The organism is Desulfobaculum xiamenense (genome assembly GCF_011927665.1).
GTDB lineage: Bacteria > Desulfobacterota > Desulfovibrionia > Desulfovibrionales > Desulfovibrionaceae > Desulfobaculum > Desulfobaculum xiamenense.
In genome coordinates, this window is record NZ_JAATJA010000006.1 from 1 (window position 1) to 22127 (window position 22127).

General features: G+C 64.7%; 15 protein-coding genes and 1 pseudogene. 6 read left to right on the forward strand and 10 right to left on the reverse strand.

All coding sequences use genetic code 11. The features are described 5' to 3' along the window. Nucleotides 1-536 precede the first annotated feature (536 nt). Together GGQ74_RS15920 and caiE are read right to left on the reverse strand one after the other, a co-directional pair. A pseudogene (locus GGQ74_RS15920) lies at nucleotides 537-1657 on the reverse strand (IS3 family transposase); the annotation flags it as partial. Between the two features lie 262 nt (nucleotides 1658-1919). Continuing rightward, nucleotides 1920-2510 carry a carnitine operon protein CaiE gene (caiE, locus tag GGQ74_RS15925; RefSeq protein WP_167942591.1) on the reverse strand — a complete coding sequence of 197 codons (591 nt, stop codon included), beginning with the start codon at nucleotides 2508-2510 and terminating at the stop codon, nucleotides 1920-1922. Between the two features lie 574 nt (nucleotides 2511-3084). Between caiE and GGQ74_RS15930 the strand changes: the two genes are divergently transcribed. After that, nucleotides 3085-3699 (forward strand): hypothetical protein, encoded by a 615-nt coding sequence (locus GGQ74_RS15930; RefSeq protein ID WP_167942592.1) that lies wholly within the window; start codon nucleotides 3085-3087, stop codon nucleotides 3697-3699. A 111-nt stretch (nucleotides 3700-3810) separates the two neighbouring features. Here the strand turns inward: GGQ74_RS15930 and GGQ74_RS15935 are convergent, their stop codons facing one another. Further along, the gene (locus GGQ74_RS15935) at nucleotides 3811-5694 is read right to left on the reverse strand and encodes a 2Fe-2S iron-sulfur cluster binding domain-containing protein (protein ID WP_167942593.1); all 1884 of its coding nucleotides are present in this window, start codon (nucleotides 5692-5694) and stop codon (nucleotides 3811-3813) included. A 33-nt stretch (nucleotides 5695-5727) separates the two neighbouring features. Next, nucleotides 5728-7722: an FAD-dependent oxidoreductase gene (locus GGQ74_RS15940; RefSeq protein WP_167942594.1), complete on the reverse strand. Its 1995-nt coding sequence runs from the start codon at nucleotides 7720-7722 to the stop codon at nucleotides 5728-5730. A gap of 495 nt (nucleotides 7723-8217) precedes the next feature. On the opposite strand from GGQ74_RS15940, the gene GGQ74_RS15945 reads away from it, so the two are divergent. Genes GGQ74_RS15945 through GGQ74_RS15960 form a run of 4 tightly spaced genes read left to right on the forward strand, consistent with a single transcriptional unit; the run spans nucleotide 8218 to nucleotide 12763 of the window. Then, nucleotides 8218-9219: an NAD-dependent epimerase/dehydratase family protein gene (locus tag GGQ74_RS15945; RefSeq protein WP_167942595.1), complete on the forward strand. Its 1002-nt coding sequence runs from the start codon at nucleotides 8218-8220 to the stop codon at nucleotides 9217-9219. Then, nucleotides 9212-10369 carry a DegT/DnrJ/EryC1/StrS family aminotransferase gene (locus tag GGQ74_RS15950; protein WP_167942596.1) on the forward strand — a complete coding sequence of 386 codons (1158 nt, stop codon included), beginning with the start codon at nucleotides 9212-9214 and terminating at the stop codon, nucleotides 10367-10369. Before GGQ74_RS15945 ends, GGQ74_RS15950 begins: the two co-directional genes overlap by 8 nt. Before the next feature lie 43 nt (nucleotides 10370-10412). Continuing rightward, nucleotides 10413-12290, forward strand: a complete 1878-nt coding sequence (gene asnB / locus GGQ74_RS15955; RefSeq protein ID WP_167942597.1) for an asparagine synthase (glutamine-hydrolyzing) — start codon at nucleotides 10413-10415, stop codon at nucleotides 12288-12290. A gap of 50 nt (nucleotides 12291-12340) precedes the next feature. Further along, the gene (locus GGQ74_RS15960) at nucleotides 12341-12763 is read left to right on the forward strand and encodes an ATP-binding protein (protein WP_167942598.1); all 423 of its coding nucleotides are present in this window, start codon (nucleotides 12341-12343) and stop codon (nucleotides 12761-12763) included. 54 nt (nucleotides 12764-12817) lie between these two features. On the opposite strand, the gene GGQ74_RS15965 is transcribed toward GGQ74_RS15960, so the two are convergent. Then, entirely contained in the window at nucleotides 12818-13771 is a 954-nt protein-coding gene (locus tag GGQ74_RS15965; RefSeq protein WP_167942599.1) for a metallophosphoesterase, read from the reverse strand. A 138-nt stretch (nucleotides 13772-13909) separates the two neighbouring features. Next, nucleotides 13910-15019 (reverse strand): M20 family metallopeptidase, encoded by a 1110-nt coding sequence (locus GGQ74_RS15970; protein ID WP_167942600.1) that lies wholly within the window; start codon nucleotides 15017-15019, stop codon nucleotides 13910-13912. Nucleotides 15020-15293: 274 nt separating this feature from the next. Here GGQ74_RS15970 and GGQ74_RS15975 point away from each other — a divergent pair, with 274 nt between their 5' ends. Next, nucleotides 15294-17135: a UbiD family decarboxylase gene (locus GGQ74_RS15975; RefSeq protein ID WP_167942601.1), complete on the forward strand. Its 1842-nt coding sequence runs from the start codon at nucleotides 15294-15296 to the stop codon at nucleotides 17133-17135. 65 nt (nucleotides 17136-17200) lie between these two features. On the opposite strand, the gene GGQ74_RS15980 is transcribed toward GGQ74_RS15975, so the two are convergent. Genes GGQ74_RS15980 through GGQ74_RS15995 form a run of 4 tightly spaced genes read right to left on the reverse strand, consistent with a single transcriptional unit; the run spans nucleotide 17201 to nucleotide 22120 of the window. Beyond that, a complete protein-coding gene (locus GGQ74_RS15980) occupies nucleotides 17201-19057 on the reverse strand; it encodes a hypothetical protein (protein ID WP_167942602.1) in 1857 nt (618 codons plus the stop codon). Then, on the reverse strand, nucleotides 19054-20211 hold the full coding sequence (locus GGQ74_RS15985; protein WP_167942603.1) for a DegT/DnrJ/EryC1/StrS family aminotransferase: 1158 nt from the start codon (nucleotides 20209-20211) through the stop codon (nucleotides 19054-19056). Before GGQ74_RS15985 ends, GGQ74_RS15980 begins: the two co-directional genes overlap by 4 nt. Beyond that, complete coding sequence (locus GGQ74_RS15990) at nucleotides 20208-21047, reverse strand: NAD-dependent epimerase/dehydratase family protein (protein ID WP_167942604.1); 840 nt, start codon at nucleotides 21045-21047, stop codon at nucleotides 20208-20210. The genes GGQ74_RS15985 and GGQ74_RS15990 overlap by 4 nt, the downstream gene beginning before the upstream one ends. After that, complete coding sequence (locus tag GGQ74_RS15995; protein WP_167942605.1) at nucleotides 21029-22120, reverse strand: ATP-grasp domain-containing protein; 1092 nt, start codon at nucleotides 22118-22120, stop codon at nucleotides 21029-21031. Before GGQ74_RS15995 ends, GGQ74_RS15990 begins: the two co-directional genes overlap by 19 nt. Nucleotides 22121-22127: the final 7 nt, after the last annotated feature.

The window sequence follows — 22127 nt, forward strand, 5'->3', positions numbered from 1 at the left end:
TCCAACGCCGTCGTTGAATCGTCTGCACGATTTCGACCGTGGGATACTCGTTAGCACTATCTCTGGACATACCTCCAGCACTACCTCCTAGGTTGCCTGGGGTGTCCGATCAAAATGGGGGCTACCTCAGTGGGGCGGTTGGGTGCGCGCGAAGGGGTTAGTTGAGTACTAGGTTAGCAGTGGAAGTGAAAGGCCTCTTTCGAGGCCTGTGAGCGCGGTTAGTTGTACTTATTTCCCGCTTTTGTTCTTTGTGGGATCCGTAATTACGTAGCCTTGGCCCGCTTTGGGCGTTGGGGGCATCGGTTCGCCCTTTACGATTGTACGTTCTTCCCCCGTTTTTCCGCCCCTAGGACCGACGATTTCATATTGTCCGGACCGCGGACACTTTTCTCCGGGCTTCTTTGCATTGCTCATAGTAACTCCACATGCGCTCACAATGTAATAGATAACCAGTTACTTTTAAAAGTCAATATTAGCATGATCCTGCCACACAAAAGTGGACCACCAGTTAAGCCACTTTTCGTGACGAGATGCTTTTCGAATTCGGCGGGCGACATCCAGCCATTTGAGGCATGTCTTCGCCTTCGGTTGTAGTAGGCCTCGATGTATTGAAACAACGCCAGTTCCGTCTCAAGACGGTCTGAAAACCGCCGATGTCGGATGAATTGGGTCTTAAGGGTGTGGAAGAAGGATTCTGCCACGGCGTTGTCCCAGCAATTCCCTTTGCGGCTCATGCTCTGGACGCAGCCATGCCGTTTCAGGTCCGCTCGAAAATCGTAGCTGGCGAACTGAATGCCCCTGTCGCTGTGGACCAGAAGGCCGGGTGACGGCTTCCTTCGCGCAAGGGCCTTGTGAAAAGCCCTGATGGCCGAATGTCTTTCGAGCGAATCGCTCAAGTCCCACCCAATGATAATGCGCGAGAACAGGTCGATGAAAACCGTGAGATAATGCCATTTCCGGCCGACCTTGAGATAGGTGATATCTGTGACCCAAGCGGTGTTGGGGGCGGATACCGTGAAGTCTCGATTGAGCAGGTTGGGAGCAATCGGTTCGGCATGCTTCGAGTCCGTCGTCACGACGAATCGGCGAGAGGTCTGGCAGCGCAATCCGAGCTGCCGCATGTGCCGAGCACCCCGCTGCCGACTTACATGCCGAAATTCGGTCTCCGCACGCAGATCGGCAGTGATCATGGGGCTGCCGACGCATCCCGAATGCTCTTCGTAGAGTTGGAAAATTCGATGACGCAGCCGTGTCGTCTCGGCGGTCCGCCGTGACGGCCTGCGGCCTATCCATGCCATAATATCCGTTTTGGGAAACCTTGAGCGCGTGGCACATCCTCTTCATCGAAAACTGCGAGCGGTGGTCCCTGATGAAACAGAATTTCATTTCGGTGCCTTGCTGAAGATGGCCAATGCTTTTTTAATATATCCCGGTCTAGTTCCCGAATCCTGTGCTGCTCATCCGTGAGGGCCTCTTTGCCCTGGGCCGGAAATCCGATGTGCCCTTGTCCGAGCATCTCGCGCCGCCAGTGATAGATGAGATCTACTCCAATCCCGAGGCTCTGCGCAACCTCGGACGCCGCCCGTCCCGATTCTTCGACCATCTGAACGGCATTCCACTTGAACTCCGCATCGTACGTCCTGCGATTCCTGCTCATCCACTTCCCCTGTTTGTTCGTCAGGATAGTGGCTTAACTCCGTTTCCACAACTCCGTAGCAGGATCAGCTTGGCATGTCTGGCAATTAAAGACCGCATCAGGCGAGTAGAGAGGTGATCCCCGCCAATCCGAAGTGGATGACCATACATCGATGACCCACTGGACGCACTTCAAAGGAAATTGAAGTCGCTCCGATCTGTCCTGTCTGCCCATCCACTCCGAATTGGGGTTCGAGAAAAGCCCCGCAGTGGGGCTACTTCAGCTACATCTTCGGCTGGACGTCGGTGACTCCGGCCAGGTGGGGGCGGTTGGGTTCCATTTCGGCGAGGGGCTGCACTTCCTTGATTGACCGCGCAGAACGGCCAGCCAGAGCCTGATATTCCTGAATGTTCAGCCCGTGCCAGTGCATATCCCTGTCCGTCACCTGTCGAAGCTCCTTCGCCGGGGAACCCACCAGCAACTGACGGGACGCGCCCTTGAAGCCCGCTTTGACAAAGCTCATGGCAGCAACGATGCTTTCCTCTCCGATCTCCGCGCCATCCATCACCACGGAATTCATGCCGACAAGGCAATTCCGCCTGATGACGCAGCCGTGCAGAATCGCACCATGTCCAACGGACACGTTCTCCTCGACAATGGTGTCCACGTCGCAATAGCCGTGCATGATGCAGCCGTCCTGCACATTGGATCCCTGCTTCACGATCAGGCGGCCGTAGTCGCCGCGCAAGGACGCACAGGGGCCGATGTAGACATCCGCGCCAACGATGACATCGCCGATCAGTACGGCGGTCGGGTGGACGTAGGCCGTGGGATGGACAACCGGAACCAATCCTTCAAATTCATAACAAGGCATTTCTTTTGTCCTCTGGGGCGTTAAATCGTGTTGGGGGCAGATGCTACCTGCCCGTACGGGCGTTCGAGTTTCATTCTCGGAGCGCGGTCAGGTTTTCATAATCACGGTTAAATTTCAATCATGATTATACTTGTGACGATTCGAAACTCGGGTGCGTCAAGAGTCTCGTTCGACGGCGTGCTGGTGGGCGCCTTCCGGATGATGGCGCATGGACGTGGAGTGCTGTCTGACAATCATCCCCATAGTTGAAAGCGCGCGGGGGAAGTGCCCGCAAAGCGAAAGTATGCTGATACGGTGTGCTCTTCCGCGCCGCGCCACGAAATGAGGGCAAGTCCCCGACGAACGAATAGACGACGCGATTGACCTGAATAGCGCTCGACCGGCTAGGACTGATGCGAGATGTCATGCAAGGGCACTGACTTGACAGATTCGACTGATAGGCCCATGTGTTTCAAACGATACGCTTGTATTGATGCGTCTACGTATCTGAAACCCGGGTGATAGTATGAGTGGACAAGGGACGAGGCTTTGTGTTGCTGTGATGTTGATGGCTTTGCTGTCCGGTTGCGCTACCATGCGCAACAACTATGTTCCTCATAGCGTCAATCGGGACTGGCCGCTCACGAATCAGGAAAGAACAGTCTGGATTGGCGAGAGCGTGCTTCTGCATGAGCGGGGACTGATGGTCAAGCATCTTCATGTGCTCGAGACCTGTGGTGGTGTGGCATACGTCATCCCCGAGGGGTTCTACAAGCAGGTGGGGTACGATTCGCGTAGAACGTATTTCAGTTCATCTGGAGTCAACACGAAGGTGTCGAGGAACCCGGCCGCAGATCCCATCAGTGGTCTGTCCATCCGCAACGACGTGCCCGGCGAGATTGATGTGGTTACGGCACTCAACGCGGCGGTGTCCTATGATGCGCAGTATGAGGTTGAGGATCGTGCGTGCTTCACCTCGGAATTCAGGAAGATGCAGCTTATCTATACGGGGCGCGTGGGCGATCGTCTCCGCTTTTCGTATGTCGAGACATGGGGAAGCGAGAGGTCGGTCATGAATCACGACGTGGAGTATGATCTGAGCGCCTCGCGGACCTTTGGGTACAAGGGCGCGCGCGTTGAGGTACTGGTCGCCACCAACGAGCAGATCACCTACAAGGTGCTTAAGAATTTCACCAGTCGCGAGGACTGATCGCGCGACGGGCGGGCCGTTGGCGTGGGGAACTGCCCCGCGCCAATGCAAAAGGCTGCGCATGACCGGAAGGTCATGCGCAGCCTTTTGTCGTTTCAGGATCAGTCAGGCTCAGGAGCCGCTGTTGCGTCCCTTGCGGGAGGTCTGGAAGCCGTTGGGACAGCTTTGGGCGGCGGTGGAGTCGAACTCGCTGTGCACGAGGGTGGACATGGTGATCTCGCGCCAGATGTCGTGAATGGTCTGGCTGATTTCCTTCTTCCGCCTGATGTAGCGGGTGTGCAGTAGCTCGTGGGCGCGCTCGGAGAGCGGCTCGCCGAGGAATTCCTCGTAGAGGCGCTGGACCTGCGGGTTGTTGTGCGACTGGCGCACGGGTTTGGTGCGGTCGATGTCGTAGATGGCGTCGCGGCGCTTGCGGGCGTGCAGCTGGTAGTGCTTCTTGCTGCGCAGGTGCCCGCCGCCGTCGACGCAGCCGCCGGGGCAGGCCATGATCTCGATGAAGTCGAAGTCCGCCCGCCCGGCGAGGACGTCCTCGACGATGGTCCGTACGCCCTTGAGGCCGTGGCACATGGCCAGCTTGACCGTGCCGATGTCGCCGCCGAGGTCCACCGTGGCGGTACGCACCGGCTCGAATCCGCGCAGGGGGTCGATGACCACGCCTTCAAGCTCGTGTCCGTTCAGAACTTTGTACATGGTCCGCACGGCGGCTTCCATGACGCCGCCGGTGGTGCCGAAGATGGCCCCCGCACCGGAGTAGGCACTCATGTAGGGATTGTCGAAGGTCGAGGGATCGAGGCTGCGCAGGTCCACGCCCTCGCGCTTGAGCAGTCTCGCGAATTCGCGGGTGGTCAGCACGAGGTCGACCTCGGGGGTGTCGCCTATGCGCAGCATGCGCCGGACGGCTTCGTCCTTCTTGGCGGTGCAGGGCATGATGGAGATGACGCGGATTTTCGACGGGTCGATGCCCATTTTCTCCGGCAGGTAGGTCTTGGCGAGTACGCCGAAGCACTGCTGCGGCGACTTGGTGGACGACAGGTAGGGCAGAATGTCCGGGTAGTGCTTTTCCGCAAAGTTGATCCACGCCGGACAGCACGAGGTGAAGGTGGGGCGCTTGCCCTCGCGCAGCCTGCCGAGCAGTTCCGTGCCTTCCTCCATGATCACCACGTCCGCCGCGAAGTTCGTGTCCAGCACGATGTCCGCCCCAAGCTGGCGCAGGGCGGCGATGATCTGGCCCTCCACGTTGGTGCCCGCGGGCAGGCCGAATTCCTCGCCGAAGCCCACCCGGATGGCGGGGGCGAACTGGAAGACCGTGACGATGTCCGGATCGTAGAGATAGTCGATGACGCGTTCGGTCTCGTCCTTTTCGCCCAGCGCGCCGGTGGGGCAGACGAGGATGCACTGGCCGCAGGTCACGCAGTCCGAAGCGCCCTGCGGCAGGTTGTCGCGCATGCCCACGCCGGTTTCGAGGCCGGAGCCGGTCACCACCAGCGCGTCCACGCCCTGTTCGTTGCGGCAGACGGCCACGCAGCGGAAGCAGCGGATGCATTTGCCAAGGTCGCGCACGATGGCCGGGGAACTGGTGTCCACCATGCGGGTGCGGGGAAATTCATCGCGGTGGAAGCGGGAATGCTGCAAGCCCACGAATTGCGCCACGTCCTGCAATTCGCAGTCGCCATGGCGGGTGCAGGTGGCACAGTTGAGGTCGTGGTCCGCCAGCAGCAACTCCACTTGCAGACGCTGCATCTCGCGGACCTTCTGGGTTCTGGTCCGGATGACCATCCCTTCTTCAATGGGCGTGTTGCAGGAGGTGACGATGGTCGGTTCACGGTTTCCGGCGCGGGTAATCTCGACAAGGCAGACGCGGCACGTGCCGGGCGTGTGGTCGATGTCGTGCAGTTCGCACAGGGTGGGGATGAAGTGGCCGTTGCGCCGGGCGGCTTCGAGGATGGTGTCGTGTTCCTCGAAGGTGACGGTCTTGCCGTTGATGGTGGCTTGCATGTCAGTCTCGCTCTCTTGTCGTCGTGAAGGGCATCAGTGGGCCGATTCGGGCACGGAGGATTCGGTGATGACCGAGTAGATGCGGTAGCAGCGCATGCACCGCCCGGCCTCGTGATAGGCCTCTTCCGTGGTGATCGGTTCCTCGACTTCCTTGAAGAGCCTTCTGCGCAGTTCCGGATCGAGTTCCTTGACCTGCACCCGGTATTTGTTTTCCACGGGTGTTTCGATCCATTCCTTGGACAGAACCTTGAAATCGTTGATGATCTTGCGCATGCGGCTGCGCGGGAAGAAGCGCACGCGGCCGAAGTGCAGATAGTCGTCGATGGAGCGGGCGGCCTTGAGGCCGTTGGCCATGGCGTTGATGATGGTGGACGGGCCGGAGAAGCAGTCGCCCCCAGCGAAAACGCCGGAGCGTGCGGTGGCCAGCGTGGTCCTGTCCGCCTCGATGCATCCCCATTTGTTGAAGCCGATGCCGTCTTCGCCGGTGATGGACGCCTTGTCCACCTGTTGGCCTATGGCGGCGATGAAGCCCTTGCACGGCAGCACGCGTTCGGCGCCGGGGACGGGAATCATGATGGTGCGGCCCCGGTCGTCCGTGCCGTTCGGCTGCATGTCCACGATCTCCACGCCGGTCACGCTTCCCCCTTCAGAGACGAGGCGCGTGGGGACGGTGAGGAAGTGGAAGATGACGCCCTCCTCGCGGGCGGCCTCGATTTCCTCATGGTCGGCGGGCATATCCTGTTCGGCGCGGCGATAGACGATATGAACCTCGCTTGCGCCCATGCGCAGGGCGGAACGGGCGCAGTCCATGGCCACGTTGCCGCCGCCGACGATGACCGTGGGCCCGTCGAGGGTCATGCAGTTCGCGCCTTGCAGACAGTCATGCACTTTGAGCAGGAAGTCGATGCCCGTGAAGCAACCGGTGAGCGAGGCGTCCTCGCCCTCGATGCCGAGCATGCGCGCCTGATCGCAGCCTAGCGCGAGGAAGACGGCCTTGTAGCCGCGCTCGAAAAGCCCGTCGAGGGAGAAGTCGCGGCCCATGCGCTGGTTGTAGAGAAGCTGGCCGCCAAGGCGCTCCACGATTTCCGCCTCGGAGCGCAGGACATCCTTGGGCAGGCGGTAGCTGGGGATGCCCGTTGCGGCCATGCCGCCCGGCTCGTCCTTGGCTTCGAAGACGTCCACGGGGTAGCCGCGCAGCAGCAGGTGGTAGGCGCAGGAAATTCCGGCCGGACCAGCGCCGACCACCGCGACCCGGAGATGGTCCGGCTGCGGGGTGCAGATGAGATCGCGCGAGAACCACTTGCTGGACAGGCCGTGCTCCATGTCCGCCACGTAGCGCTTGAGCACTTTGATGCCCACGGCCTCGTCCACGAGGTTGCGGCGGCAGGCCATTTCGCAGAAGCGCACGCACACGCGGCCGCAGGTGGCGGCCATGGGGTATTTCTGAAGGATGACGCCAAGCGAGTGCGCCACCTTGCCGTCCTTGATGTAGTCGATGTAGCGGGGCACGTTGACCTTGGCCGGGCAGGCCTCGATGCACGGGGCGGTGACGTAGTCCATGCCGTACTGCTCCGGCGCGGAACCTGCGGCCTCTTCCACCAGCCGATCGCGGAAGTGGTCGAGCGCGGCCAGCAGGGGGACGGTGCAGGTCTGGCCGAGGCCGCACAGCGATGTCATGCGGATTTGTCGGGCGAGTTGTTCGATCTCGTCGAACAAGGCTGGGGTACCCTCGCCACGACGCAGCGTGTCGAGCATGTCGCGGATGAGGCGGGTGCCCATGCGACAGGGCGTACACTTGCCGCAGGATTCCGAGGCGGCCTTGTCGATGTAGCGCCAGAGCGCGTCGATCAGGCTGACGTTCGGCTCGAAGACGAAGAAGCCCCGGTCGCCGAAGAACGCCTTGATGGCGTTGCCCTGATTGAATTCGTCGAAGCCCTGCATGGTGGGGTCTTCGGGAATCTCGAAGGGACCGAGGCCCCGGTTGTCGTGGACGATGTCGTCCCAGACTCCATAGATGATGCGTGCCATATTGTCCTCGTCGACGTTGCGGGAAGGCCGTCGCCTAGGCGGCAACCGTACAAGATCCCCGATGGCTGCGGGGCCGCCAGTCGTTTCGTGCTGTCGTGAATCGGTGCGCCGCGTCGTATGCCGTCTGCGGAACCGTCCGCGAGGCGACAACGTCGCACAATGGGTGTTGTACCTCTTGCGAGTCGATTCGATCAAGCCTTTCGCAATCCTATGGCGCAAAAATATTGAGATTTGTCGGGGGCGGATGGCGAAAAACCGTCCCTGCGGGCCGCAATGCCGAATCGCTGTCGTGGCGCGTGTGTTGGGCACGACCTACGTCTTGCGAACGCGTAGGTCATGGCGGTGCGCCGGGCGTGCCTGCGCCAGCCGGGTGCGGCCCTCGGGCGATTTTCGCAACGTGCCGATTTCCCTGCTTCGGGGCGTTTCCCTCGCTGTGCGCTTGTGCTATGGTGCATGCGACCCATCTCCAAAATTCTACCGTGAGGACTGCGCGTTATGGATATTCGGGGAAAGCGGTTTCTGGTTGTGGGCGGGGCGGGGTTCATCGGGTCGCACGTGGTGGACCTTCTGACGCGTGAGGACGTGGCCGAGGTCAGGATATTCGACAACTTCACGCGCGGCTGCGAGGACAACCTGCGCGACGCCCTGCGCGACCCGCGCGTGCGCGTCTTTGAGTTGGGCGGCGAGATCATGCATCGGGATATCCTCTCCGCCGCCATGAAGGGCATCGACGGGGTGTTCCATCTCGCGGCCCTGTGGCTTCTGCACTGCCACGACTACCCGCGTTCGGCCTTCGAGGTGAACGTGGGCGGCACGTTCAACGTGCTGGAGGCGATGATCGACAACGGCGTGCGGCGGCTGGTCTATTCCTCGTCCGCCTCGGTGTACGGCGACGCCGTCGCCGAGCCGATGACCGAGGACCATCCCTACAACAACACCAATTTCTACGGCGCGACCAAGATCGCCGGCGAGCACATGTGCCGCGCCCTGCACCACCGCTGGCGCGGTAGCGAGCGGCATTTCGACTACGCCGGGCTGCGCTACATGAATGTCTACGGGCCACGGCAGGACTACCACGGGGCCTACATCGCCGTGATCATGAAGATTCTGGACCGGCTGGATAGGGGCGAGGCCCCCGTGGTCTACGGCGACGGCACGCAGGCCTACGACTTCGTGTACGTGGAGGACTGCGCCCGCGCCAACATCGCGGCCATGACCGCCGACGTGACGGACCGCTTCTACAACGTCGGAACCGGCGTGAAGACGTCCATTCGTGAACTGGCCGAACGGCTGCTGGCTGTGGCCGGTGCGGACTGCGACATCGAATATCGCCCCGGCGGGACGACTTTCGTCCGTAACCGGGTGGGCTGCCCGAAGCGGGCCGAGGATGAACTGGGCTTCAGGGCGGGGATTCCGCTCGACGAAGGACTGCGCCTGCTCGTTCAGTGGCGCAATTCGCATATGCAGGAAGTCGAAAGGAGGCGGCGCAATGCGTAAACCAAAGGGCAACGGGGATCGCATCCCATTGGCCCGGCCCTGCGTGACCGCCGCCGTGCGGGAGCGGGTGCTGGCCGTGCTCGACAGCGGGCAGCTGACCGAGGGACCGGTGACGGCGGAGCTGGAATCCCAGTGGGCGGCGTTCACGGGGGCGACCCATGCCGTGGCAGCCACCTCGTGCACCACGGGATTGGAACTGGTGCTGCGTACCCTTGGCGTGGGGCCGGGGGACGAGGTGCTGGTGCCGGACTTCACCTATCCCGCCACGGCGCTGGCCGTTTTGAACGTCGGCGCGGATGTGGTGCTGGTGGATGTGGACCCGCGTACGATGCTTGTCGATTACCGGGCCATGGAGGAGGCCGCCGGTCCCAACGTCCGGGTGGCGGTGCCGGTGTCCATCTTCGGCAATCCACTGGATTATGGGCAGCTCGCCCATCTGTCCAACCGGGGCATTACCATCGTCGAGGACGCGGCCTGCGCTCTGGGGGCGACCTTTGGCGGGCGGCGCGTGGGCAGTCTGGCCGACGTGTCCGTGTTCAGCATGCATCCGCGCAAGACCGTGACCACCGGCGAGGGGGGCATGATCACCACGTCCGACGGCGAACTTGCCGAGCGGCTGCGGTCCTGCAAGCATTTCGGCATGGTGGCGGATGCGGATTCTCCCACCGGGATGTGCTTTTCGTGCGAAGGAACGAATCTCAAGCTGTCCGACGTGCTCGCGGCCATCGGCGTGGCGCAGATGGAGCGCATTGACGCCATTTTGGCGGAACGGGCTGCCTTGGCTGCGGGGTATGTGGCACTTCTGGCCGATGCGCCGGGCGTGACCCTACCGGAGATCACGCCGGGCGGGACGCATGGCTGGCAGAGCTTCTGCGTGTTCGTCGAACGGCGCGACGAGATCATGGCCCGCATGCGACGGCACAACATCGAGGCGCAGATAGGAACCTACGCCCTGCACATGCAGCCCGTATTTCGCGACAATCCCCGATGCAGACTGCACGGGACCATGGAGGGTGGCCGCCGTGTCTTCTCGCGCTGCCTCGCGCTGCCGCTGTTCGTGGGCATGACCGCCGCCCAGCAGCGTCGCGTGGTGGATGAGCTTCTGGCCGCAATGGGCGTGACGGGTCGCAACGACGCGGCCACGGCTTGAGCGTTTCCGACGGTGAGTCTGCTCCGGAACCGGAGGGATTGGGATGTGCGGAATCTGCGGAACCGTTGACTTCTCCGGACGCCCCGTCGTGCCGGATGTGCTGCGGCGCATGACCGACTCCCTCGCGCATCGGGGGCCGGACGGGCGGGGCGTGTTCATGGACGGCCCGGTGGGGCTGGGGCATCGGCGGCTGGCCATTATCGACCTCTCTCCGGCCGGTCGGCAGCCCATGACCACTCCGGACGGGCGGTTCACCATCGTCTACAACGGCGAGGTCTACAATTTCCGCGAACTGCGGGCCGAGTTGGAGGACTTCGGCGTGTCGTTCCGCTCCCGGTCGGACACGGAGGTGGTCCTGCACGCGCTGGCCGTATGGGGGCCGCAGGCCGTGGAACGCTTCAACGGCATGTTCGCCCTTGCGCTGTGGGACAACCGCGAAGGGCACCTGCTCCTCGCGCGGGACCGCTACGGCGTGAAGCCCCTGTACTGGTGCATGGCCGGGGGCGCGCTGGTCTTCGGGTCCGAGCAGAAGGCCCTTCTGGCGCATCCCGCCCTGCGCCGCGAGATCGACCTCGAATGCATCCTCGAATACTTCACTTTTCAGAATGTGTTCACCGATCGGACGCTTCTTGACGGCGTGCGGCTGTTTCCGCCCGGCTCGCTGGCGGTTGTGGATGTCCGCCGCCCGGGCGCGGCGCTTCAGCCGGTGCGCTATTGGGACTACGACTTCCGGGAACCCGAAAGCTCCGTGGACGAGCGCGAATACGCCGAGGAGCTGGAACGGCTGTTCCGTCAGGCCGTGGTTCGGCAACTGGTGAGCGATGTGGACGTGGGCGCGTATCTCTCCGGCGGCATGGATTCCGGGGCGATCACCGCCGTGGCCGCGCGCGAGCTTCCGTTCATGCGCACCTTCACCTGCGGTTTCGACCTGCATTCCGCATCCGGGTTGGAGTATGGCTACGACGAGCGCGAGCTCTCGGAACTCATGTCCTACCGCTTCCGCACGGAGCATTACGAGATGGTGCTCAAGGCGGGCGATATGGAGCGCGTGATGCCACGGTTGGCGCAGGCCGTGGAGGAGCCGAGGGTGGGGCAGAGCTACCCGAACTTCTATGTGGCGCAACTGGCGGGAAAGTTCGTGAAGGTCGTCCTGTCCGGCACGGGGGGCGACGAATTGTTCGGCGGCTACCCGTGGCGCTACTACCGCGCCGTGGTCAACAGCTCCTTCGAGGACTACGTCGACAAGTACTACCTCTTCTGGCAGCGGCTCATCCCCAACACGCAGCTTCGGCGCGTGTTCGCTCCCGTGTGGGCCGAGGTCTCCCACGTCTGGACGCGTGACATCTTCCGCGATGTGTTTGGCGACAGGCTCGGCGACCTCTCTTCGCCAGAGGACTACGTGAACGGGTCGCTATACTTTGAAGCCAGGACCTTCCTGCACGGGCTGCTCGTGGTGGAGGACAAGCTGTCCATGGCGCACGGGCTGGAGACGCGGGTTCCCTTTCTGGACAACGACCTCGTGGATTTCGCCATGCGGCTTCCCGTGTCGCTCAAGCTCGGCAACCTTGGCGAGGTGTCGCGCATCAACGAGAACGAGCCGGGCAAGCTGCGCAGGTATTTCGAACGTACGCGCGATGGCAAGCTGCTGCTGCGGCGGATGATGGCCGGGCTGGTCCCACCGGAGGTCGCCGGCGGCGTGAAGCGGGGCTTCTCCGCGCCCGACGCCTCGTGGTTCAAGGGCGAGAGTATCGACTACGTGCGCTCCATGCTCCTTGGCGACGAAGCCCGCATCTTCGACTATCTGGACCGCAAGGCTGTGCGCGATCTGGTGGGCGAGCATCTCGACGGCCGCACCAACCGCAGGCTGTTCATCTGGTCGCTGCTGAGTTTCGAATGGTGGCTGCGCACCTTTCTTCCCTGACGTCATCCCGTCAGAAGCATGCGCGAAGTGCGCGTCAGGCAGGTGGACGAATGATGGAATCCGCACGAGAGGCGAAACTGCAACTCCCCGCACGGACGGAGCATCTCGCGGCCGCGGGGCTTTTCGTGCGTCGGTTCTTCGGGGCGAACGTGCATGTGGCCGCCAACCCGGAGCTTTTATCCCGCATGGAGCGCGTGGCGCTGGAATTTTGCGCGCACATTGTCCGCCACGCCTACGCCGAGGGCGAGGACGGGATGATGGGCATACGCCTGTGCATGGATGCCGGGGAACTCTCCATGTGGTTCTCGGATTGGGGGGAGGGCTTCGACCCCGCAGCCGTGCCAGAGCCGGAGCCGGGAGAGAGCGCAAGCGGGCTGTTGCTCATCCCGCGCTACGTGGACGAATGGTCGTATTCTTCGGAAGATGGCGTCAATACGCACCATGTGGTCGTGCGCATCGGCGACGAGCCGTGATGCGGGGGCTGCGCTTCGACATGGCGAAAACTCTGCGCCCGCGCCGCGCCGGACCTAGCGGCTCCCCTGGCGCAGTGTGTGGATGGTGATCTCCGGCGGGCAGAAGAAGCGCACCGGCAGGCCGGACGCGCCGGTCCCGCGTGAGGTGTAGCCGAGCATCGCACCGTGCCGCCACGCCCCCCGCGCGAAGCGGCGTGGGCATGCGGCGTTGGTCACGAGGGGAATGCCGCCGGGCAGGCATATCTGCCCGGCATGCGTGTGCCCGCACAGGAAGAGGTCGAAGCCCGCTTCCTCTGCCTCGGCGTAGAGTTCCGGCGAATGGCAGAGCAGGATGGTGCAGGCGTCCGGGTCCACACCCCGCCGCGCGCGGTCGAGGTCGTCGGAGCCGTAGTAGTGCGGGTCGTCCACGCCGCAGAGGGTGAGCACGGCGCGCTCCCGATGGATGCGCACGCCTTCGTTCAGGAGCATCCTGATGCCCATGGCCTCCATCTCGGGGACCATTTCGAGAAAGTCGTGGTTGCCGAGGATGCCGTATATCCCGTCGGCGCAGGCCAATTGGTCCACCAGCCCGGCGAGCACGCGCAGCGGGGGCGCGTAGTCGTGCACTGTCAGAAAGCGGAAGTCGCCGGTGAGCGCGCATAGGTCGAACTCCAGTTCCGAGAGGGCGTGCCCGAGGCGTGTCCCGCCGTCGGGGATGCCGTCGAGGTGCAGGTCCGAAAGCTGGAGGATGCGGTAGCCGTCGAACTGCGGGGGCAGCGCGGGAAGAACATGCGAGACGTGCTCGACGGTGTAGGCGGTGCTGTTGGCGTGGCCGCGATCAAGCAGGCCGAGCGTGTCCAGCACGACGCGTAGCACGCGGGGAATGAGCTCCACGTTTTCGATGTGGAAGTGGGTGCGGCCCGCCTCGCTGTAGAAGTCCGCCGCGTGCCGGGCCTGCCGCTCCAGTCGCCTGCGCGAGGCGCTGGGGCCGAGGCGGTCGGTGAGGGCCATGTAGTCCTTGATGTCCATTCGTATATCCGCTTCGTTTGGGCACAGTGTAACCCGCAATCCCGGATGCGGACAACGTCCGGGACGAAATGGACGGAAAACGAGACGCCCGCGGTCCGGGGACTGCGGGCGTCGGTGCGTCGTGCTTGAGGAAATGGGTTACTGTCTGGCGTGTCGCGCCAGCGCGGCGAGGTAGGTGTCGAGCCGGGCGGTGATGGCGTCGAGGGAGGCGAGCGTCACATGCTCCTCGGGTCCGTGCTGGCTCATTTCGCTATCCGCGCCCCAGACCACGGCAGGAATGCCATTGGCGGAGAGGAAGCGGGCGTCGCTGGCTCCGTGCATGTGCGCCGTGGCGGCTTCGGGCACGGTTTCCAGCAGCAGGTCGAGGTAGGGCGACTCCCCGGCGAAAAACAGCGGTTCGCGGGCCATGACTTCGATGCTGCCCTTCACGCGGGCCTTCATGGAGGTCAGCAGCGCGTCCACGTCGTCGTTTTCGGTGTAGCGGATGTCGAGCACGCCCTCGGCCTTGCCGGGGACCTTGTTCGGGGTCGCTCCGCCGACGCGCACGATGCCCATGTTCATGGTGCGCTGCCACTGGTCGTCCGTGGTGGGCGGGAAAAGCGCCTTGAGGGCCGCATAGTCCTCGATGAAGGTATCGAAGGCGTTTTCGCCGAGCCACGGGCGCGCGCCGTGGGCCGGGCGGCCCTGCGCGATCAGCCGCAGGTCGAGGACGCCCTTGCCCTTGGTGATGATGCTGTCCGGCGTGCCGCCGTCGAGGGCGATGCAGAAGTCCGTGGAGATGCGTTCCAGCACCTTGGCCGCGCCGAGATGTCCGCCCTGTTCCTCGTCGCAGGTGAAGAGGATGCCGAAGGGCAGATTCTCAAGGCTACCGCCCGCGGCGCGAAGGGCATTGAGGTGTTTTTCGAAGAGCACCAGCGCGAGAGCCACGCCGTACTTGTCGTCCACGCAGCCGCGTCCGTAGAGGCGCTCGTTGTCGATGTACGGGGCGAACTGCTCGTCGCTCTCGGCCTCCACCACGTCGAAGTGGGCCATGAGCAGCACCGGGGCGTGCCCGTGTTTCGGCAGCGCTGCCACCGAGGGCACGCCGTCGAACTCGAAGCGCTCGGGCGTGACGCCGAGTGCGGCGATGCGCTCGGCGATGAAGTCCGCACAGGCGTGGACTTCATCGGGGCGGGAGGCGGTGGACCGGAAGCGGACGAGTTCGCAGGTCAGGTCCATGACTTTCTTGGCATCATCGGAAATGATCATGACATGTGCCTTTCGTGTCTGCGCCCGCGCAGGCGGTGGGCCGGGTGCGGCAGGTGCGGAGAATTTTGAAGTGCTGTGAAAGGGGAAACGGACATCGGAAAACCCATTAGCTTCTTCATCCAAGCCTGTAAACCGTGAAAATACTCGAGACTGGCACTGTGGATGGCGGGTGGCGGGGCTGCCGCTGTCCGTTGGCGGACGCTTGCCAAACATGGCCGCCTTGGTGCAAACACGTGACACCACATGACACAATCGCAAAACCATCGGGAATGAAATGGGCTATACGAATCTGCAGGAATGTCTGAAGGATCTCGAAGCACGTGGAGAGCTGGTCCGCATCGACCGGCAGATGGATCCCGACATCGAGATCGGGGCCGTGCAGCGTCGCGTATTCCGGGCGGGCGGGCCTGCGCTTCTGTTCACCAACGTCAAGGGCACGCGTTTTCCCATGGCCGCCAACATCTTCGGCACGCGGGAGCGCCTGCGCTACATCTTTCGCGATACGCTTCCGACCATCGAGAAGCTGTTTCGGCTGAAGGTGGACCCCTTCGCCGCGTTCAAAAAGCCGTGGCAGTACCTCGGCGCGCCTCGCGCTCTGTGGGCCGCCATGCCGCGCACCGTGAGTGATGGTCCGGTCATGGCGCACCAGACCACCATTTCCGAACTGCCGCACCTTCGCTCGTGGCCCATGGATGGTGGGGCCTACGTCACCCTGCCGCAGGTCTATACCGAAAGCCCGGCGCGCCCCGGCTACGGGCGTTCCAACCTTGGCATGTATCGCGTGCAGCTTACGGGCAACGCCTTCGAGCCTGACCGCGAGGTGGGGCTGCACTACCAGATTCATCGCGGCATCGGTCCGCATCACGCCGAAGCCCTCGAAAGGCACGAGCCGCTCAAGGTCAATATTTTCGTGGGTGGTCCCCCGGCCATGACCCTTGCGGCCATCATGCCCCTGCCCGAAGGTATGCCCGAGCTCATGTTCGCGGGCGCGCTCGGCGGGCAGCGCATGCGCATGGTCCGTCAGGGCCGGATGCTGCCCATTCTCGCCGAGGCGGATTTCTGCATCAGCGGCACGGTCTACGCCGGGCAGCAAAAGCCCGAAGGTCCGTTTGGCGACCATCTCGGGTACTACAGTCTCGCGCACGATTTCCCCGTGCTCCACGTGGACCGCGTCACCCATCGCGACGGTGCCGTGTGGCCCTTCACCACGGTGGGGCGTCCGCCGCAGGAGGACACGCTGTTCGGCGACTTCATCCACGAGCTGACGGCGGAGCTTGTGCCCACGGTGTTCTCCGGCGTGCACGAGGTGCATGCCGTGGACGCGGCGGGCGTGCATCCGCTGCTTCTGGCCGTGGGTAGCGAGCGCTATGTGCCCTACGCCGAGAAGCGCACCCCGCAGGAACTTATCACCTGCGGTTTGTCGCTTTTGGGCAGCACGCAGACCTCGCTCTCGAAGTACGTCATCATCGCCGCGCGCGAGGATTCCCCGACGCCGAACGCACACGACGTGCCGGGATTCTTCCGCCACATGCTGGAACGCGCGGACTTCGAGCGCGACCTGCATTTCGTCACCCGCACCACCATGGACACGCTGGACTACTCCGGCATCAGCCTCAATCAGGGGTCCAAGGTGCTGTGGGCGTCCACCGGTCCGGTCCGGCGCAGGCTGGCCACGGAGCTGACCGGAAACCTGCCGCTGCCTGAAGGCTTCGGCGATCCGCGCGTGTTCGCTCCGGGCATGCTGGTCATCGCCGGACCCCGGCACGACCGTGGGCGTGACGAGCACGACCCGCGCATGCAGGCCTTGGCCGACGCGCTGGAGCATGCCGAGGGGCTGGACGGATTCCCGCTTATCGCCGTGGTGGACGACAGCGCCTTCACCGCCGCCGACTGGGACAACTATCTCTGGGTGGTCTTCACCCGTTCCGACCCCGCCACGGACATGTATGGCGTGCGGTCCTTCACCCACTGCAAGCATTGGGGCACGCGCGGGCCGCTGGTTATCGACGCCCGCCTCAAGACCTACCATGCCCCGGCCCTCGAACCGGACCCTGAGGTCGAGCGGCGTGTGGACGCCCTCGGCGCTCCCGGCGGGCCACTCCACGGCATCATTTAGGCACGCTCAAAAGGGCCGTCGCGTACTGCGGCGGCCCTTTTCTTTGGCGCTTTTTCGGGAACGGATCAGGGCGCTGGCGTGCGCATGGCGGGTGTCCACATCCGCGTGGAGTCTTTCGTCCAGCGTGCGGCGTTGGCGTGAATCCACATGATGGTTCGGGCGAAGTCGTCGGGGAAGCGTTCGCGTTCCGCACCGCACAGGGCGTGGCGCATGTCGCGGTCGGCGAGGTGCCGGGCTAGGGCGGTGCGCTTTGCGTCATCGTTCAGCAGATCGACAGCGATGGACGTGTACTGCTCCGGCGTGCGCGCGACGAGGCTGTCCGGCAGACCCGCCGCCGCGAGGGCGCGGGCGTCGGTGCGCTCGTGGGGCTGCGGTCCGAGCATGGCCACGGCGGGCACTGCGGCGAGGAGCGCGTCCGCCGTGGAGTTGCTCCCGCCGAAGGGGAATGCACATAGAAGCAGATCGCACGCCGCGAGTTGGTGCAGGTAGTCCGCGTAGGGCATGGCGGCATGCACGTGCGCCGTGGGCAGGACGCGGCGGATTTCCGAGGCGATGTGGTACAGCCGCGCCCCGGTTTCGGCGGGGAAGAAGTGGACGTCCACCGGGCGGGCGCAGCGCGTGGCGATGTCGGCGCAGACGCGCAGAAAGGGGAGATTGAGCTTCATGGTCCGCGCGTTGACGGCCACTGTGGAGCGTGAGCGATTGGCGTGCGGCGGGGCCGGAAGGTCGGGCAGGGCCGCGTGGACGGCCCACGGCATGCCCGGAGCATCCAGCACCGCGATTTTTTCGCTAAGCGGTGTGCCTTCAAGGGCGATGGATGAGCCGAGAATCATCCAGTCCGCGCAGGCGGCGCAACTCGTCGCCGGGTGCCCGGGGGTGACCACCTGCGCCGGAGCGATGCGCAGATTGGCCAGAAGTGACGTCCACGTGCGCATGCCGAGGCTCGGGAACCAGAGCACGTCCGGGCACAGCGCGTCCGCCGTGGCGACGGTGGCCGGAAAGTCGTTCGGGTTTGGCGATACCGTGTGTACCGCGTCGAACAGTTCCGCCGTGCGCTCGGCCACGGGCGCGACCAGAAGCCCCTCCACCCGGAAGCGTTCGCGAAGCTGGCGGATGGCGGGTGCGTAGCAGCGGAACATGGCGTGGTCCGGCGGCATGACCTCCACGGCGACGAGAACGAGGGGCTTCTCGCGGGTGGGGCGCGGTGGCGCGGCGGTTGGTGGCGCGCCCACGCGTTCGGCCAGCCCCCGCGCGGCGAGCCAGCGGCGCAGCAGGCCGTTCAGGTGTGGCTTCACGGCGTGGCGGCGGGGATTCGTGGCGTAACTGCACAGCATCATGGCGCTGCGTGCGAGGTCGAGCATCCAGTCCGGCGGGGTGATTCTGTCGAAGAGACGGCCGAGTTGCGTCAGTCCCTCGCGCCGGGAATGGGCCGGGTCGCTTGCCACCACTCGCGACGAGAGTAGGGCGAGACAGGTGCCCAGCGCCTCCACGGGCGCGGCCTCGAACACGGCGGGAAAGTTTACGCCTGTTCGCGAACCGGCGGTCAGCGCGGCGAGGAAGAGGCGCAGGCCGCCCTGTGCGCCATTGGCGGCGCTGCCGATGCGCTCCGCATCCACCATGCCGCTGCGGGCGAGGAGTGGCTGTGTGGAGCCGAAGGCACTGATTGCGAAGAGCGCGTCGAGATTGCGCTTGCGCAGGGTCAGGCGGATGAAGCGCTTGTCATCGAGCTTGAATTGGGGGTCGCAGAGGAGCGCCTGCGCGGCCGAGGCGATGCGCGTGTAGGACTCCGTGGGCGGCCCGGTCGTTCCGCCTCCGCCGTGTTCGAAGGCGTCGAGAATGGCGGTGAGTGCGGCGAAGGCCTCGGCGTGTCTGCGGGCGTAGGCGAGGCTCTCGAATCTGCGGATGTCGATGCCAGCGCTCATGGCCTGTCGCCCGGTGGATGGGATTCGGCGATGGTTCGTTCGATGACCGCGCAGACCTCGGCAACGTCCGCGTCCGTCAGTGACGTGTGGTAGGGCAGGCCGAGAAGTGTGGGGCCGAGCGCGTCGGTGACCGGAAGCCGCGCCACGGCGTCCGGCCCGAGGAGACGGACGTGGCGGAAGGCGGGGTGCGCGGTCAGCGGGGGGCAGTACCAGCGGCGGGTCTGGATGCCGTGGCGGCCAAGCGCGGCGGCCATGTCGTCAGCCGCCATCGCGTGCAGGCGCATGACGAGGAGGCTGCGTCTGGGTGGCGTTCCGCCGCGCTGGAGGGACACCGCGCCCACGAGCGGCGCGAGGCGTTCGGCGTAGGCGATGCGCACGCGCTCCAGTTCGGCGAGGACGCCATCGATGCGTCCGGCCTGCGCGAGGCCGACGGCGGCGTGGAATTCGCTCATCTTGCAGTTCAGGCCGGGTTCGCTGACGAGGCCATGGGAAAAGCCGTGGTCGGCAAGGCGGCGTACGCGCTCGGCAAGGACGTCGTCCCGTGTGACGACAAGTCCGCCCTCGCCGATGCCGAAGGGCTTGGTGGCGTGCAGGCTGAAGGCGACGCAGACGTTGCGGCCCACGGCCTGCCACGGAAAGGCCCCCGCCGCGTCCATGATGACGGGTATCCCCGTGCGCTCGTAGAATTCGTCCCAGTCCTCTGCGGGCAGGGCGTGACCGTAGGCCGCCACGGGCATGACCAGCGCGATGTCCGCCGCGCGGACCGCGTCGAGCGCCATGTGCGTGGTGAGGGTCCAGCTTCCGGGCGAGATGTCCGCGAAGACGGGGACCAGCCCGCAACGCAGGGCCGCCGAGGCCATGGCCGGAAAGCCAAGCGCAGGCATGAGCACCTTCGCGCCGGGCGGGAGGCCGTGCGCCCGAAGCGCCAGTTCCAGCGCGGCTGAACCGGACGCCACCGGGACCGCATGCGGCGGCGCATTCGCGCCCTGCGTGGCGGGGATGAGAGCCGCCGCCACCTGCGTGAAGGCCTGCGCCAGCGGGCCGGAATTGGCGTAGCGGCGCGTTTTGTCGATGCGTTCAAGCAGGGGCGTCAGTGCGTTGGCCTTCGGGAGGTCCGGCACGAGGACGTGGATGGCGTGGGACTCGTCCGTCATGCGGGTTTCGGCTCCTGCAGGTGGCGGATGAGTGCGGTGGCGATTTCCCGGCAGGTCGCGTCGAGGGACGTTTCGTGGCGCAGGTACCCGGCCTGCATGATTCTGCGGGAGTCGAGCAGCACTCCCGGCGGGGCGGGGCCGTCGTCCTCGTCGATGACGCATTCGCGTCCGGTTACGTCACGCACTGCTTCGCACACGGCCTGTGCCGCCTGCGCGAGGCTGACGCGGGGACCGGCGGCATGCAGGAGCCGATCCTCGGGGGGCGATTCGCATAGCCGTACGATGCAGCGCGCGAGGTCCCGGACGTGGAGCGTGTCGATGCTGGCCGTGGGATGGATGCACATGCGCCCGGCGCGCAGGGCATAGCCCGCCATCCGCGTGAGCACCCCTCGGCCCTCGCCCGATGGCGATACGCCGGAAAGCCCCGTGGAGCGGATGATCACGTGCCGCAGGCCACTGGCGGAAACGACACCTTCCGCCGCGAGCTTCGATTCCCCGTAGGCGTCCTGCGGGTCCGGGCGGGCCGTTTCGTCGAGGGGAGTGGGATCGGGCTGTGGGCGAAAGACGGAGCGCGTGGATATGTGCACCACGAATGGGTCGCCCGTCAGCGCGGCGAGAAGATTTGCCGTTCCCTCCGCATTGACGCGCATGAGGTCCGCGTGGCGATGGCGCAGGGCCGCCGCGGCGTGGACAACGGCGTCTGCGCGGATACTTTGCGCGGTGAGGTTTTCGAGCCTGTTGGGCAGGACGTCCACATTCCAACCCCCCGCAGCGAACTGTGCGGCGAGGCAGGAGCCGAGATAGCCGGTGTGACCGGTTACGAGGACCGTGGCCATTGCTGTTCCCTATTGAGTCGTTCGAGGTCGTCGCGGGTGAAGATGGTGTCCGTCATGAGGCGGCAACTGATGATTCCGTCCTGGAAGTGCAGCAGCTCCGCGATGTCGTCCCCGTCCACGAAGTGTCCGTAGAGGGCCTCCACCTCGCGAAAGCCCATGGCTGCCCGCGTGGCGGTGATGCCCGTGAAGCGGGCGTTGAGTTCGAAGAAGGTGAAGACGTCAGGCCCGGTGCGGATGGCCTGCATGTTGAGCGGTCCGCGCAGGCCTCGGACGGCGAGTGCCTGGGCGACGTTGCAGGCTGCGCGTTCGAGCGCGTCGTTGCGGATGGTTTCGATGGTGACCGGCACCCCGGCGCACAGCGCGTTGCGGCTGGCGAACATGCCGAGGACGCCGCCGTCGCGCCCGATGAGAACCTGCACCGAGTATTCGTTGTCCTGCCGGGGGCCGTGGCCGTTCATGACGTGGCGGGGGGTGATGCATCCGGGTCTGCGGCCGCGTTCCTCGGGCCACAGGTATTCCTGCGCCACGATGTCCGCGTCGTCGGCGAAGGCCCGCGTTATGTCCTCGGGCGTGTACAGGATGCGCACCCCGCGCGAGGCGTTGCCGCAGGTCGGCTTCACGATGAGCGGCGGTCCGCATTCCGCCATCAGGGCGAGTGCGTCCTCTGGAGTGCATGCCGTGCGGGCGAAGCCGCCCGGTCCCTGTGGGAGCACTCGCGACGTGCGGGCCTTGTCGAGGCAGTCCCCGGCGGCCTCCACCGACGGAACCGGCACTGTGGACCCGAAGGCTTCGAGCTGCGGACGCAGTTCGGCAAGCACGGGCACGTCTTCGTCGCGCCCGGCGATGATGAGGTCCGGGCGCTCGCGGTTGGTGATTTTGATGAGGCGGGGGCCGAAGGAGCCGGACGCCGTGGGCGGCGCAAGGTAGGCCGCGTCGCACTGGAATGCGCCGGGATTGAGCGCCACGGAGTTCAGACCGATGATTCTGAAATGGCGGGTGGCGATTCGTAAGGCCCGCACCACTGCGCAGCCCACGCCGCTGCCTGCGCTGGTGACGAGAACAGTTGGGGGCATGTGGGTC

Coding starts and splice junctions, on each gene's coding strand:
- GGQ74_RS15930 (WP_167942592.1), top strand. CDS start 3,085: ATGCGCAACAACTATGTTCCTCATAGCGTCAATCGGGACTGGCCGCTC.
- GGQ74_RS15935 (WP_167942593.1), bottom strand. CDS start 5,694: ATGCAAGCCACCATCAACGGCAAGACCGTCACCTTCGAGGAACACGAC.
- GGQ74_RS15975 (WP_167942601.1), top strand. CDS start 15,294: ATGGGCTATACGAATCTGCAGGAATGTCTGAAGGATCTCGAAGCACGT.
- GGQ74_RS15985 (WP_167942603.1), bottom strand. CDS start 20,211: ATGACGGACGAGTCCCACGCCATCCACGTCCTCGTGCCGGACCTCCCG.
- asnB (WP_167942597.1), top strand. CDS start 10,413: ATGTGCGGAATCTGCGGAACCGTTGACTTCTCCGGACGCCCCGTCGTG.
- GGQ74_RS15995 (WP_167942605.1), bottom strand. CDS start 22,120: ATGCCCCCAACTGTTCTCGTCACCAGCGCAGGCAGCGGCGTGGGCTGC.
- GGQ74_RS15970 (WP_167942600.1), bottom strand. CDS start 15,019: ATGATCATTTCCGATGATGCCAAGAAAGTCATGGACCTGACCTGCGAA.
- GGQ74_RS15990 (WP_167942604.1), bottom strand. CDS start 21,047: ATGGCCACGGTCCTCGTAACCGGTCACACCGGCTATCTCGGCTCCTGC.
- GGQ74_RS15960 (WP_167942598.1), top strand. CDS start 12,341: ATGATGGAATCCGCACGAGAGGCGAAACTGCAACTCCCCGCACGGACG.
- GGQ74_RS15945 (WP_167942595.1), top strand. CDS start 8,218: ATGGATATTCGGGGAAAGCGGTTTCTGGTTGTGGGCGGGGCGGGGTTC.
- GGQ74_RS15965 (WP_167942599.1), bottom strand. CDS start 13,771: ATGGACATCAAGGACTACATGGCCCTCACCGACCGCCTCGGCCCCAGC.
- caiE (WP_167942591.1), bottom strand. CDS start 2,510: ATGCCTTGTTATGAATTTGAAGGATTGGTTCCGGTTGTCCATCCCACG.
- GGQ74_RS15940 (WP_167942594.1), bottom strand. CDS start 7,722: ATGGCACGCATCATCTATGGAGTCTGGGACGACATCGTCCACGACAAC.
- GGQ74_RS15950 (WP_167942596.1), top strand. CDS start 9,212: ATGCGTAAACCAAAGGGCAACGGGGATCGCATCCCATTGGCCCGGCCC.
- GGQ74_RS15980 (WP_167942602.1), bottom strand. CDS start 19,057: ATGAGCGCTGGCATCGACATCCGCAGATTCGAGAGCCTCGCCTACGCC.